The 14435-nt window shown below is 47.2% G+C and carries 9 protein-coding genes and 2 rRNA genes; 3 read left to right on the top strand and 8 right to left on the bottom strand.

Going from position 1 to position 14435, the window contains the following annotated elements:
• Positions 1–86: 86 nt before the first annotated feature.
• Complete coding sequence (locus L5M10_RS14275) at positions 87–2609, top strand: penicillin-binding protein 1A (protein ID WP_263147668.1); 2523 nt, start codon at positions 87–89, stop codon at positions 2607–2609.
• A 100-nt stretch (positions 2610–2709) separates the two neighbouring features.
• On the opposite strand, the gene argH is transcribed toward L5M10_RS14275, so the two are convergent.
• The 5 genes from argH to argC all read right to left on the bottom strand — a co-directional run bounded on the left by argH (position 2710) and on the right by argC (position 8196).
• On the bottom strand, positions 2710–4077 hold the full coding sequence (argH, locus tag L5M10_RS14270) for an argininosuccinate lyase (protein WP_263255460.1): 1368 nt from the start codon (positions 4075–4077) through the stop codon (positions 2710–2712).
• A 108-nt stretch (positions 4078–4185) separates the two neighbouring features.
• The gene (locus L5M10_RS14265) at positions 4186–5424 is read right to left on the bottom strand and encodes an argininosuccinate synthase (RefSeq protein WP_105250542.1); all 1239 of its coding nucleotides are present in this window, start codon (positions 5422–5424) and stop codon (positions 4186–4188) included.
• Positions 5425–5483: 59 nt separating this feature from the next.
• Entirely contained in the window at positions 5484–6389 is a 906-nt protein-coding gene (locus L5M10_RS14260) for an ornithine carbamoyltransferase (RefSeq protein ID WP_263255458.1), read from the bottom strand.
• A gap of 12 nt (positions 6390–6401) precedes the next feature.
• Entirely contained in the window at positions 6402–7184 is a 783-nt protein-coding gene (argB, locus tag L5M10_RS14255; protein WP_106649098.1) for an acetylglutamate kinase, read from the bottom strand.
• Between the two features lie 31 nt (positions 7185–7215).
• On the bottom strand, positions 7216–8196 hold the full coding sequence (argC, locus tag L5M10_RS14250) for an N-acetyl-gamma-glutamyl-phosphate reductase (RefSeq protein WP_263147675.1): 981 nt from the start codon (positions 8194–8196) through the stop codon (positions 7216–7218).
• Positions 8197–9080: 884 nt separating this feature from the next.
• Here argC and ppc point away from each other — a divergent pair.
• Both ppc and L5M10_RS14240 read left to right on the top strand, forming a co-directional pair.
• Positions 9081–11750, top strand: coding sequence for a phosphoenolpyruvate carboxylase (gene ppc, locus L5M10_RS14245; RefSeq protein ID WP_219234812.1), 2670 nt, complete (start codon positions 9081–9083; stop codon positions 11748–11750).
• A complete protein-coding gene (locus tag L5M10_RS14240; RefSeq protein ID WP_263147679.1) occupies positions 11750–12295 on the top strand; it encodes a DUF1439 domain-containing protein in 546 nt (181 codons plus the stop codon). The genes ppc and L5M10_RS14240 overlap by 1 nt, the downstream gene beginning before the upstream one ends.
• 91 nt (positions 12296–12386) lie before the next feature.
• On the opposite strand, the gene L5M10_RS14235 is transcribed toward L5M10_RS14240, so the two are convergent.
• From L5M10_RS14235 to L5M10_RS14225, 3 genes are all read right to left on the bottom strand, one after another.
• A complete protein-coding gene (locus tag L5M10_RS14235) occupies positions 12387–13661 on the bottom strand; it encodes a CinA family nicotinamide mononucleotide deamidase-related protein (protein WP_173248122.1) in 1275 nt (424 codons plus the stop codon).
• A 290-nt stretch (positions 13662–13951) separates the two neighbouring features.
• Positions 13952–14067 (bottom strand): 5S ribosomal RNA (gene rrf / locus L5M10_RS14230).
• A gap of 137 nt (positions 14068–14204) precedes the next feature.
• A 23S ribosomal RNA gene (locus tag L5M10_RS14225) occupies positions 14205–14435 on the bottom strand; the annotation flags it as partial.

The raw sequence follows: 14435 nt of genomic DNA, 5'->3' as shown, positions 1-14435 counted from the left end.
ATTTTGTGAGTCTCACGTTTTTACTTCACCAAGACGTGTGCGCCTTATATACTGTCGCACTTAACAGAACATTAGGATAAATTTTGGTGAAGTGGTTAAAACGTATTGTTATAGCACTATTCAGTCTAGCCCTTTTGGGCGTAGGCGCCATTGTGGCAGCATACTTTTATGTTTTGCCGGATTTACCGGATGTTTCAACACTAAAAAATGTGCAACTTCAAACACCTTTACGTATTTACAGTAGTGACGGCAAACTTATTTCTCAATTCGGTGAGAAACGTCGCATTCCACTAACGTTAGACGAAGTGCCAAAACCTCTGCTACAGGCGTTTATCGCAACCGAAGATGCCCGCTTTTATGAACATGGTGGTATAGACCCTGTTGGCGTGCTTCGCGCCGCATTAGTGATGTTGACCACTGGTGAGAAAAAGCAAGGTGCGAGTACGATTACCATGCAGGTCGCGCGTAACTTCTTCTTAACCCGCGATAAGACTATTATTCGTAAAGTGAAGGAGATTTTTATCTCCTATCATATTGAAGAGTTGCTCACCAAAGATGAAATTTTAGAGCTCTACGTAAACCGCATTTACTTAGGCCAACGGGCCTATGGGGTTGGGGCTGCTGCGCAAGTGTATTTCGGTAAAAACGTGCAAGAACTCAGCTTATCTGAACTGGCCGTTATTGCAGGCCTACCCAAGGCGCCCTCTACACTCAATCCAATCACGTCACCTTCGCGTGCATTGGCTCGCCGTAATGTCGTCCTCATGCGGATGAATGAAGTCGGCTACATCAGCCAAACCGAATACCAAGCAGCACTACAAGAACCATTGGTGGCCAGATATCATGGCGCTGAAATTGATCTCTATGCCCCTTATATTTCTGAAATGGCTCGGGATTACATGGTACAGAAGTACGGTGAAGAAGAAGCCTATACCAATGGCTACAACGTCTATACGACTATCTCATCGGATCTACAACTTAAAGCTCAACAGGCACTGCGTAATAACGTCTATGCCTATGATGAACGCCATGGCTACCGCGGTCCTGCTGCCGTGTTGTGGACGGACGAAAAACCTGAACCTGCTCAAATCAAAACTGAACTAGCCAAGATTGCTTCAGTACAAGAATTGCAACCCGCCGCAGTCATCAGCATTGCAGATCAGCAAGCAAGTATAATGACCGCCAAAGGCGAAACTAAAGTCATTACTTGGGATGGATTGAAGTGGGCACGTAAGTTTATTACTGATAAGCGTCAAGGTAGTGTACCGAAATCAGCTTCTGACATACTCAAGGTCGGCGAGCGTATTTGGATCCGTGATAACGGCCAATATTTGCAACTATCGCAAGTACCAGAAGTCGCCAGCGCAACAGTATCACTCGACCCCAAAAATGGTGCTATTCGCACTTTAGTTGGTGGTTATAGCTTTAGCCAAAGCCAATACAACCGAGTGACTCAAGCGAAGCGTCAATTAGGTTCGAATATAAAACCTTTCATCTATGCCGCAGCATTAGAGAAAGGCTTTACCTTAGCGACCCTCATAGACAATGCGCCAATTAATAAACCCGATATCAGCCAAGGCACAGCATGGCGCCCTAAAAACTCACCCGATATCTATGGCGGCCCCACTCGTTTACGTGTGGGTTTAGCGCAATCTATTAACGTTATGTCTGTGCGTGCAATGCGTCATGTCGGACTCGACGAAACCATTGCTCAACTCGTTGAATTTGGTTTTGATCCTAACGACTTACCTCGCAACGAATCGATTGCATTAGGTTCGTCTTCAGTCACGCCATTGCAAGTAGTTACTGCATTTAACGTATTTGCTAACGGCGGTTTCTTACTCGAACCTTTCTATATTGATCGCGTAGAAGATGCTTACGGCAATGTTATCGAAAAAGCGAACCCTACATTGGCCTGTAAGCCTAGCCAACCAGTTACACCGAGCGACTCTATAGCGTTCAGCGTAAGTGGAGACTCTGGTGCTGAGCGTAGTGCACCTGTTGCGCAGTGTTTCAATCAAACCGGTCGCTACGCTCCGCAAATTATTTCAGAGCAAACGGCATTCCTCATTACCGAAGCACTGAAGAGCGTGATCTGGGGTGGGGGCGATTGGAGTAAAGGCACGGGTTGGCAAGGTACGGCTTGGCGCGCGGCAAAATTGATTAAGCGCCATGATATTGCAGGTAAAACGGGTACAACCAACGAATCGCGCGACACTTGGTTCAGTGGTTTTAGCCCAGTCATCACTAGCACTTTCTGGGTCGGTTTCGACGATCACGGTCGCCAACTGGGCAGAACCGCATGGAATGCAAACGGCGAAAAAGATCAGATAACTGGCGCCGAAGCGGGAGCGAAAACAGCAGGTCCGGGCTGGAACGAGTTTATGAACAGTGTCTTACAAGGCACACCAGAGACAACCTCGATTCCGCCAGAAGGCATAGTTTCGGTACGCATCGATTTAGCGACGGGTAAACTTACCCGAAAAACCGACTATACCAGTGCGTTCGAGTACTTTATTTCAGGTACGGAGCCGAAGGAATACATCAGCGAAACTCAGGATGAAAACAATTTATTCATCGATGCACCAACCGATGATTTATTCCAATAAACAAATGCTAAAAAGTCATTACCACTAATTGTGGCCCAATAAAAACGCGACCTAATGTCGCGTTTTTTATTGGCTTGAATTGTGGATTTGAATAACTCGCTTAACGAACTTTCTTGGCCGCAATCGCCTGCTGAATTTGTGGCAATGCAGTACCACCGAGCACGTCGCGTTTCGCTAAACAAGCTTCAATAGTCAGGTTTGGATAGACATCATCTTCAATGATAGCGGCAAAAGTTTTTAATTCGGCCAAGGAGAAATCCTCGAGCGGAATTTGCTTCGCTATCGCAGCAACCACGACTTCACCCACAACATGGTGCGCCTCACGGAAAGGCATACCTTTAGACACGAGATAATCCGCAAGCTCAGTAGAATTTGCATAACCTTGCTGTGCGGCTAACAGTGCATTAGGACGATTGACCTTCAAACCTGACAACACTAACGCCACCATATCGAGGCAAATTGCCCAGCTATCAACTACGTCAAACAGGCCTTCTTTATCTTCCTGCATATCTTTGTTGTACGCCAAAGGCAGTGCTTTCATCGTCGTGAGAATGCCCACTAAGCTGCCATACACCCGGCCGGTTTTGCCACGGATAAGCTCTAATGCGTCTGGATTTTTCTTCTGTGGCATCAGGGATGAACCCGAGGTCACTTCATCACTCAGGGAAATAAAGTTCGCTTCACCTGAGTTAAAGAAAATCAAATCTTCAGCCATACGGCTTAAGTGCATCATGCTGATCGATGCGGTTGAACAAAGCTCTACCACGTGATCTCTGTCTGATACACTATCTAAGCTATTCAGCGTTGGCGAGGCAAAATTAAGCGCAGCAGCCAGTGCATGTCTATCTATTTTATAAGCTGTGCCCGCAAGGGCACCAGAACCTAATGGACAGGTATTCGCGCGGGTTAACGCATCGGCTAAACGGCTGATATCCCGCTCAGTCATTTCCACATACGCTAAACACCAGTGGCCAAATGTCACAGGTTGCGCGCGCTGCAAGTGAGTATAACCCGGCATTACCGCATCAAATTCACGCTCAGCCAACGCCAGTAATTCAGCATGTAAGCCTTGAAGGCGCGCGAATAATGCTTTGCCTTCGGATTGACACCAAAGCTTTAAATCGGTGGCAACTTGATCGTTACGGCTACGACCGGTGTGCAATTTCTTACCGAGATCGCCCACTTTGGCAATCAAGGCCGACTCGACGAAACTGTGAATATCTTCAGCGCCCGAGGCAAGAATAATCGCCGGATCGCCCTGTACTTCCACCAGTAAGTCATTAAGCGCTTTTTTCAAGTCGCGGCATTCAGTTGCCGAGATAATTCCCACGCTGGCAATCGCATCCGCCCAAGCAATGGAGCCGACCACATCCTGTTCGAACAAGCGATAATCCACAGGCAACGAATCGTTGAATAATTTGAATAGCGCGCTCGTTTCGCCCTGAAATCTTCCACCCCATAAAGCCATGCTAACTCCCCTTACTCACTGCTTATTTGAAATCGACTCATCTGAATCAAAAACTAAATCAAAACCTAAAAACAAAAAAGGGCGCTAGGCGCCCTTTTAAACGACCTCTTACTTAGACTTTACATCATTAGCATTGAGTGCGCGGATGCGGCTCGCTAATGAGTACAGGCGGATAAAGCCTTCTGCATGCTTTTGATCGTAAACTTGATCTTCACCGAAGGTGGCAAACGCTTCAGAGTACAAGCTGTTAGGTGAACGTTTCTTCACTGCGCTCGCTTGGCCTTTGTAGAGTTTTACCACAACTTCACCGTTAACTGATTCAGCCAGTGATTCAGATGCTGCCAGCAGTGACTTACACAGTGGCGTGAACCAACGGCCGTCATACACTAAATGCGCCATTTGTGCGGCAACTTGCTCGCGCCAGTTACGGCTAGTCTTGTCGAGTACGAGCTCTTCAATCGCACGTAGTGCTGCGAACATCACAGTGCCACCGGGTGTTTCGTAACAACCGCGAGACTTCATACCCACTAAACGGTTTTCGGTAATGTCGATACGGCCCACACCGTGTGGCGCAGCAATGGCGTTTAATGTCATCAGTGCAGCATAAGGCGTTAGGGCTTCACCATTCACTTTAGTGATACGGCCATGTTCTACTTCTAGCGACACATATTCAGGCTTGTTCGGTGCATCTTCAGGATCGGCAGTCAGTGTCCATACGCCTTTGCTTGGCTCGTTCCATGGATCTTCTAACTCACCACCTTCATGGGAAATATGGAAAGCGTTGGCATCACGGCTATAGATTTTAGTCGCTGACGCTGACGTCTTGATGTCACGTTCAGCTAAATAGGCCAGTAGATCTTCACGGCTCTGCATAGTCCATTCACGCCATGGGGCAATCACTTTTAAATCAGGTGCTAATGCGGCGAAGCAACCTTCGAAACGCACTTGGTCGTTACCTTTGCCGGTACAACCGTGACACAGAGCATCGGCGCCCACTTTACGAGCCACTTCAACCTGCGCTTTGGCAATAATAGGACGCGCCATTGACGTACCGAGTAAATAAGTGCCTTCGTAAATCGCACCGCTCGCAATCGTTGGGTAGATATAGTCTTTAACGAATTCTTCTTTTAGATCGACGATATGACATTCAGAAGCACCTGAAGCTAAAGCTTTTTCAGTCAAGCCAACCAGCTCTTCTTCGCCTTGGCCAACGTCGGCGCAGAATGCGATGATTTCACAGTTATCGTAGTTTTCTTTTAACCAAGGAATAATGGCCGAGGTATCTAGACCACCTGAATAGGCTAAAACCACTTTTTTCACGCCAGTATTTTTGTTCTCGATAGACATCTTAAATTCCTATGACTCGTTTCTCTCAAGGAGAAAACAGGCTGCTAAACAGGGTTAATTTAACTAAATAAGGTTACCAGTACCGCATTTTGGGCATGCATCCGATTTTCGGCTTGTTGCAGAATTAAGGAGCCTGCACCGCCCATCACTTCATCTGTTACTTCTACACCACGGTGGGCGGGCAAACAATGCATAAAGAAGTTAGCGCCCGCTTTCGCCATCAAAGCTTTGTTTACTTGGTATGGTGCAAACTTCGCTTTGATATCAGACAAAGGCGTTGGATCGCCCATTGAAATCCAAGTATCAGTATAAATAGCGTCGTGACCTTCAATCGCATCGATATCTGAAGTCAGCACTATCTTGCCGCCATATCGTTTGGCGAGCTCTTGCACTTCTGCCACTACGTAGCCATCAGGAAAGTGACCCGCTGGGCAGATCACTGTCATGGTGGCACCGAGAATAGCCGCACAGTACATCAGCGAGTTAGTGACATTATTACCATCACCAACATAAGCTAATTTAGCTTTACTGACATCCTCAAACTGCTCTGCCAGTGTTAAAAAGTCAGCTAAGGCTTGGCAAGGATGATAAAGATCCGACAGCGCATTGATCACGGGCACTGAGCCGAACTCGGCTAATTGTTCGATAGTGGTGTGTGAATAGGTTCTCGCCACAATTGCGTCGGCCCAACATGACAGGTTAGAAGCAAAGTCAGCAACCGATTCCCGTTTTCCCAGTTCACCATTTTGCTGGTCTAGGTATAAACAGTGGCCCCCGAGCTTATTAATACCGATATCAAAGCTAACGCGTGTTCTGAGTGAGGGCTTTTCAAATAACATCACCACACTCTTGCCATCCAGCGCATGACGATACTCAGCCGGATTGGCTTTAATCGTTTTTGCCAAGGCAATTAGATCCTGTAACTGCTTCTGGGTTAAGTCTTTTATCGATAGTAAATGCTTCATAACCTACTCCACTTATGGTTGGATTTGTGTTCCTACGGCTTCACCTTTTGCTAATGCGATTAATTGGCTTGCATCACGCCACGAGGCAACTTGTACCGCCTGCCCCATCCACTGTGCGACTTCGAGCGCAGCTTCAACTTTGACCTTCATTCCTTTTTCGATCACACCTTGCTTAACAAGGTCTGCTATCTGCTTGCCATTTAAACTGTGGATGAGCTGGCCTTTACCATCGAGCACCCCAGAAACATCCGACAGTAGCACTAACTTGCCGCCCACTAATTTGGCTAAGGCCGTCGCAGCTTGATCAGCATTGACGTTAAGCATTTGGCCATCGTCCATCATGGCGATAGAGCTACAAATCGGCATCCAACCTTGGGCGAGGATAAACTTAAGATAAGTGCCATCGTTTGGCGTGACTTCGCCCACTAGGCCTAAACGCTCATCTTTAATCTTAGCCGAAACAGTATTGCCATCGGCGAGGCTCATGCCCACACTCACAATGCCAGCCTTAGTCGCTGCGCCTTGAAGAATTTTGTTCGAAGTCCCCGCAAGTGCGCCGGCAATAATCGGCATTTGCTCGGGCGGAGTCACACGCAAACCTTCTAACTTGACGGTTTCCATACCATTCGCTGCTAGCTGCTCATCCACCAGACAGCCGCCGCCATGCACCATCAACACTTGCTGACCATTGGCTAACATAGCCGCAGCCGTATCCATCAATCGCGCCATCCCCATTTCACATTGCAGCAGCGCGCCGCCCACTTTAAGCACTAATACTGAGTTGTTTGTAGACATCTTGACGACTCTCTTAAATAAGGATGAACAATTAAAGGTTAAAATGAATCTTTATGCATTGCAGCGCTTGGCTGGCAGCACCTTTCATCAAGTTATCGATGGCACTGGCTACCACTAAGTAACCGCTATTCTCATCAAACTTCCAACCTAAGTGACAGTTAGGTGTCAGCACCACATCGTCTACTTTCGGGAACTGATTGTGCTTCACGGTGACCAATGGCGCCTTGTCATACACGCTATAGGCCGCGGCCACATCGGCAGTCGTAGTACCTGGTTTTAGCTGTACGGTAATGGTCGCTAAAATGCCACGCTTAAAGTTACCAAGGTGCGGTGTAAATATCACTTCTTGGCCAAGCTGAGTGGCAATCTCGGGTTGATGTCTGTGGCCTAATACGCCGTAGGGTGTCAGGCTAACTTCACAAAAACTGGTGTGTAACTGCGCTTTACGGCCCGCACCTGTTACGCCGCTCACAGCATTGATTACCGGATAAGCCGATGTCAGTAAACTCACTAGCGGCTTTAACGCTGTCAATGATGCGGTCGGGTAACAACCTGGCACGGCAATCATCTTAGTCGCAGCGATTTCTTTAGCATTCCATTCGGCAAGGCCATACACGGCTTTGGCTAAAACTTCAGGATATTCATGCTCAAAGCCATACCACTTCGGATATTGCGCCACATCACTGAAACGATAGGCACCGCTTAAATCGAATACCGCTAACCCTTGGCTATAAAACCAAGCCGCTAAATGCAGGCTCACCGAGTGCTCAGTCGCTAACACCACGGCATCGGCTTCGACAACGATTTTTGCCTTAGCTTCATCGGACAATGGCGACAGCGTTAATGCGATATGGCTATAGCTAGGATACAAATCCGCTAAAGGCTTACCTTTATCTAAACTGTTTTCAGAAACATACAACCCTTGAATCGTCAGTTCTGCTTCTGCATGGATTAAAGCGGTCAGTTGCGCGCCTGTGTAACCACTGGCACCAATAATGGCGATATTTTTCATGTTTTTGTCTTATTAACCGAATCAAAGAAACTTAAAGAGTAGATGAATAGCTTACACGCAACCGCGCATATCTATGATGACAAGACTATCGTCGCAGGAAATCGTAATAGGTTGTTATTTTATTCACTGTCAGGCTAATACTGTACATCATGATATTCACTCTACAGGTCACAGGGGGTGACTCATCTCAACTGATGGCTAGACTACCACAAAGATCTACTTATGCAATATATGTGAATATATATTTTTAATTTATTTTCATATTTTAAGCTCAAACTGGGATATCGAAGACACGCCTCCCATTCAGCTAACTCGTTAATAACACAGTTATCCAGGGTCAACATGAGTTAAAATCAGTCCTTTTCATTAACAGCTAAGATACATGTCTGCAAAGCATAAAATAATGCACTTCATATTCACTTGCACTAATCATCAAAAAATATTGCGTGACTTCGCATTTCTATTGAATATTCTTCATCAAATACCGTGATTGGTTGCATATCGGATAAGCCAGTCGTATAAGTTATAAGTTCTGCTGTTGACCATAGCCCCAAGTGATAGGTATTGTGCTAACGGGCTATATACCCAAGCTACCTGAAGATACGAGTTTCAGAGCGCCTAGGGTGCTTCAATTCAAGGCGCATCAATGAAAGAATGTCGGCCACCTTTTAAATTGATGCAACACGGAAGTGGAGTGCCCTAGGTGCTCCGTCCCGGCGGGTTTTAACGCACTTTATGCTGCGTTGGTTATTTTTAACTTAGCCCGCTAGGCCTGCAAATAACTGCCTTGCCTAAAGTGCGTTAAACTCCCGCTGAATCCTGCATCTTCAGGTTGTTTGGGTATATACACAGCGGATTTTCATGTTTTTCTATTCGGAGTAACTATGTCAGTAACCATGGCAGACAATATGACAGATATGTATGCGTCATTAAGATCGAACGTGAGTATGTTAGGCCAAATCCTTGGCGATACTATGCGTACCCATCTTGGGGACTCTTTTCTTGAGAAGGTTGAACAGATCCGTAAGCTTGCCAAAGACTCACGCCGAGGCGATCAAGCCGCCAGAGAGCAAATGCTCGAGTTACTGACAGCTTTGCCAGACGAAGAATTAGTCCCTTTTGCAAAAGCTTTTAACCAATTTCTTAACTTAGCTAACTTATCCGAGCAATTTCATACTATCAGTCGTAATTGCGACGAACTTGTCTGCGTGCCAGACCCAGTGGAACAACTCCTAGGCCGCATGCTCAATGGTCGTGTCGACCAAGCTAAAATGCTCGACTGTCTAAAAACACTGGATATCGATCTGGTGCTAACAGCGCACCCCACTGAAATTTCCCGTCGCACCCTGATCCAAAAATACGCCGCCATTGTCGACTGCTTAACAGAGCAAGAAAACGACCAACTATCGGATAGAGAACGTCAACAGATCAATCTGCGCCTGCGCCAATTAATCGCGCAAATATGGCACACCAATGAGATCCGCCGCGAGCGCCCAACTCCAGTAGATGAGGCTCGCTGGGGATTATCCACCATTGAAGAGTCACTCTGGCATGCGGTGCCTGACTTCTTAAGACAACTTAACGATCGAGTGCAGCAACGCACAGGGCAGCAATTACCGATTGATATCGCGCCAGTGCGCTTTTCAAGCTGGATGGGCGGCGATCGCGACGGCAACCCGTTTGTTACCGCAAAAGTCACCCAAGAGGTGCTCGATCGTAACCGCCATGCTGCCGCCAGACTATTCTTAAAAGACATAGTCCTACTGGTCGGTGAACTGTCGATGGAAGAAGCCAATGATGAGTTAAAGGCTTATACCAATAACAGCTGCGAACCTTACCGCCACGTGCTGCGATCTATTCGTCAAAGACTGCGTGACACCATAGATTATTTAAATGCGCGCATCGAAGGCCACAATCCTGAAGTCGATAAGTCGAGCCTGATTTGGCAAGAAAGCGATCTCAAAGCGCCGCTAGAAATGCTCTATAAGAGTTTAACCGACTGCGGTATGCGCTTAATCGCCAACGGTTTATTGCTCGACATTCTCCGCCGTCTCGCCTGCTTTGGCATTCATATGCTCAGGCTCGACATTCGCCAAGATGCCAGCCGTCACAGCGATGTGCTCGCCGAGTTAACTCGCTATCTCGGCATGGGTGATTTCAACCATTGGGACGAGACTGAGAAGCAAGCCTTCTTATTACGTGAACTCAGCAACCGTCGTCCACTGATCCCAAGTAACTGGCAACCCTCGGCCGATGTGGCCGAAGTGCTTAATACCTGTCGTTTGATTGCTAAACATCCGGCAAAAGCACTCGGATCCTATGTGATTTCGATGGCGGGTAAACCATCGGATGTCTTAACGGTTTTACTGTTACTCAAAGAAACAGGCTGTTCGCATCCAATGCGCGTGGTGCCACTGTTTGAAACCTTAAGCGACTTAAACAACGCCGCTGCATGTATTACCGATTTGCTCGATATTGACTGGTATCGTGGCTATACCAAGGGCATGCAAGAGGTCATGATTGGCTACTCTGACTCAGCTAAAGATGCCGGTGTTATGGCGGCGGCTTGGGCTCAGTATCACGCCCAAGAGCAGTTAGTGGCAGTCTGTAAACAAGCGGGCGTCAAGCTCACACTATTCCATGGCCGTGGTGGCAGCATTGGTCGCGGGGGTGGTCCTGCACACAAAGCAATCCTATCGCAACCACCAGGTTCGGTAGATGGCCGCATTCGCGTGACTGAGCAGGGCGAGATGATCCGCTTCAAGTTTGGCTTACCAAAACTCGCGGTTCAAAGCTTGGCCCTGTATACCTCGGCCGTATTGGAAGCAACCCTGTTACCACCGCCAGAGCCGAAGCAAGAATGGCGCAATTGCATGCAACGTATCGCAGAAGAATCAGTGGGTGCTTACCGTGGCATAGTGCGTGATGAACCTGATTTTGTGGCTTATTTCCGCGCGGCAACGCCAGAAGTGGAATTAGGAAAACTGCCACTCGGCAGCCGCCCAGCCAAACGTCGTGTCGATGGTGGGATCGAAAGTCTGCGAGCTATTCCGTGGATTTTTGCTTGGTCGCAAAACCGCTTGATGTTACCTGCATGGCTTGGCGCCGGTGAAGCACTTCAAGCCGCCTGTGAACGCGGTGAAATGGGCTTACTGCAAGAGATGGAACGGGAATGGCCTTTCTTCAGCACTCGCATTTCAATGCTGGAAATGGTCTACGCCAAGGCGGAACCTAATTTGGCCCGCTACTACGAAACCTGTTTAGTACCGAAAGACTTGCATCACTTAGGCGAAACCTTGCGCCAACGCTTGGATCTGGGTATTAAAGTCGTGCTTGAACTGACAAAATCAGATAGTTTAATGGCGCATACACCGTGGAATCGCGAATCAGTTAAACTGCGAAATCCGTATATCGATCCATTAAACTTCTTACAAACCGAGCTATTAGCGCGGACACGTAAGGAAACAACCGAAACTCCTGCGTCTGAACATGTACAGTTAGCGCTAATGCTGACCATTGCAGGTGTGGCAGCGGGTATGAGAAACACTGGTTAATGAAAAAACTTTCCCGCACGATTTGCTTGGGACTGACTGTACTGCTTGGCGGCTGCGTCTCGCAGTACAGTATCAGCGAGCACGAAATGGAGCAGTACCTCAGTAAAGAGATCCATTTTGAGATTAAACAAGGCAATCAATTAGTTGGCGCAGAAGTGCGCATTAACGACATCAGTGTCAAGCTAGGTGTAAAACCTGACACTATGAGTGTAAGTGCCGCAACTCAAGTATCAATTAAGAATCCGATCTTTCCATTGAGTGCCAAACTCACTACGACTTTCGAAGCTAAGCCTTGGTATGACAGCGCAACGCACAGTGTCTATCTGCGTCAGCTCGAATTAGTCAAAGTGGAATCAACGCCCAAGGATATTGAAAAAGCGATTAGCAGTGCCACACCGCAGGTGATGGGTTATCTAAGGCAATTCTTAGAAAACCAGCCTGTGTATGTACTGGATACCAAGGACAGTAACCAAGCACTGATGGCAAAAATGACCGAAAGCATTCAAGTTGCCCCAGGCAAATTAGTGCTTAAGTTCACTAAATAATCTGCCATTTTTGTATCTCTGTAGAAGTTAAAATGCTCCCTCGGGAGCATTTTTGTTGGCGGGCATAAATGGATATATACCCGTATAAGAGTTACTTACTGAATCGCCCAATCGACTGATAATCGACGATCACAGCTTCAGCTAAAAGCTCACGTCTTAGCATATCGTAAGCCACAGCAGCACTTAAACTGCGTACCAGATCCCGTGAACGTCTCGGTAGTTTAATCATCTGACTATAAACACCGCCGCGAGTTGCTAAAGCGATCGCCACAGTGCCCACAGGTTTCTCATCTGTGCCACCATCGGGCCCCGCAATTCCACTAGTTGCCAGCGCATAGTCACTGTCTAAAATTTGCCTTGCCCCCTTAGCCATTTCTTCTACAGTCGCAATGGAGACTGCACCATGATCATCTAAGGTTGAAGGATTAACACCTAACACGCGAACTTTAGATTCATTACTATAAGTCACTAATCCGTGCTGTAAGTAAGATGAACTGCCGGGGAAATCAACTAACTGACTGGTGATCATGCCGCCGGTGCAAGACTCGGCAACGCTTAAGGTCAAGCCTGAGTTAAGTAGCTTATAATGAATTTCTTCGGCAAGAGTGGCTTTATCTTCCGCGACAACCGCAGTACCCAGCACCATTTTGATGTGCCCAGCGACGCGAGGTAATACTGCAATCGCCTTCTCGCCACGGGCGAAAATCTTAATCTCAATATGCGGCATAGAAGAGCGGTAACCAATAGTAATGCCTTCTGGCAGCTCTAGCGGTTCTAACTTATCTGCCAAAGCGGACTCACCTTGGCCTATGGTCAATAGTTTCTTTAAAGCAACCTTGGAATCAAGGTTAAACTCTTCGCGAATAAAGGGCACAAACTGCTCTGTAACCATGTGCTTCAGCTCAAAAGGCACACCAGGCGTGAAGAATAACCAAGCGCGATTAAGTTTAACTCTAAAACCACAAGCGGTTCCCACAGGGTTATCAACCATCACAGCTGAGGCTGGTAGCATAGCTTGCTTGAGATTACTTAAAGGCATTTCACGGTTATTACGGGTAAACCACTCCTCTAAACGCTCACGCCACTCCGCATTCTCAACCAATGGTTCGCCCTTCGCCTTCGCCATCGCTAAAGCAGACATATCATCACTTGTGGGCCCAAGACCACCATTAACGAGAATCACATCTGCATGTAAGCTACGTTCTTGGAAAACCGCAATCAGATCCTCGAGGCGATCGCCGACGGTTACTCGACGCTGGATCTCGACACCATGCTCCATCATAGTACTGGCAAACCAAGCGGCGTTGGTATCAACAATCTGTCCCGCCAACACCTCTTCCCCAGTGCAAATCATCTCTAACTTCATCTCAGATCCTTATCTACCCCAATAAATTAAAACATAAGGTAAGTAACCGCTTAACTAATAGCAATAGCTAGGCTCGATCGAGAACTAAGATCGCTGTAGCAAAATCGGAGCATTGACAAAATAACCGACAACTATTACTTATTATTGATGTCATGAAGAGTGTTAAGGAGAGAAAAATAGGAGGAAAACAGACTAATTAAATAGAAACAAGGCTGAATTTTACAAATTGCAGACGCAAATAAGCCAGCTTATTCAGCTGGCTTCGTTACATCTCAATGAGATAATTAGGCGCTTGGCGATGACCTACTCTCACATGGGGAGACCCCACACTACCATCGGCGCGTTTGCGTTTCACTTCTGAGTTCGGGATGGGATCAGGTGGTTCCACAAGGCTATTGTCACCAAGCAAATTCTGTTTATTACCGTGTCCATCGCTGGACCACGTTAATAATAATTCGGAAAGCTGATTTTCTGTTGAGTCTTTAACTTTATCAAGTGTCGATATTCTATCTAAGTTCGCTTAGCAAAACCCATCTGGGTTGTATGGTTAAGCCTCTCGAGTCATTAGTACATGTTAGCTCAACGCCTCACAACGCTTACACACCATGCCTATCAACGTCCTAGTCTCGAACGGCTCTTTAGAGGAATTAAATTCCTAGGGATGACTCATCTTAGGGCTCGCTTCCCGCTTAGATGCTTTCAGCGGTTATCGATTCCGAACGTAGCTACCGGGCAATGCCATTGGCATGACAACCCGAACACCAGCGGTTCGTC

Origin of the sequence: Shewanella sp. SM32 (genome assembly GCF_025654235.1) — a bacterium.
GTDB classification, from domain to species: Bacteria; Pseudomonadota; Gammaproteobacteria; order Enterobacterales; family Shewanellaceae; genus Shewanella; species Shewanella oncorhynchi.
This window is presented reverse-complemented; position numbering and strand designations above follow the sequence as displayed.

Bases quoted from the DNA above. Each gene is read 5' to 3' on its own strand.
- L5M10_RS14265 (WP_105250542.1), bottom strand. From the start codon at position 5,424: ATGTCTATCGAGAACAAAAATACTGGCGTGAAAAAAGTGGTTTTAGCC.
- L5M10_RS14260 (WP_263255458.1), bottom strand. From the start codon at position 6,389: ATGAAGCATTTACTATCGATAAAAGACTTAACCCAGAAGCAGTTACAG.
- argC (WP_263147675.1), bottom strand. From the start codon at position 8,196: ATGAAAAATATCGCCATTATTGGTGCCAGTGGTTACACAGGCGCGCAA.
- argB (WP_106649098.1), bottom strand. From the start codon at position 7,184: ATGTCTACAAACAACTCAGTATTAGTGCTTAAAGTGGGCGGCGCGCTG.
- L5M10_RS14235 (WP_173248122.1), bottom strand. From the start codon at position 13,661: ATGAAGTTAGAGATGATTTGCACTGGGGAAGAGGTGTTGGCGGGACAG.
- ppc (WP_219234812.1), top strand. From the start codon at position 9,081: ATGTCAGTAACCATGGCAGACAATATGACAGATATGTATGCGTCATTA.
- L5M10_RS14240 (WP_263147679.1), top strand. From the start codon at position 11,750: ATGAAAAAACTTTCCCGCACGATTTGCTTGGGACTGACTGTACTGCTT.
- argH (WP_263255460.1), bottom strand. From the start codon at position 4,077: ATGGCTTTATGGGGTGGAAGATTTCAGGGCGAAACGAGCGCGCTATTC.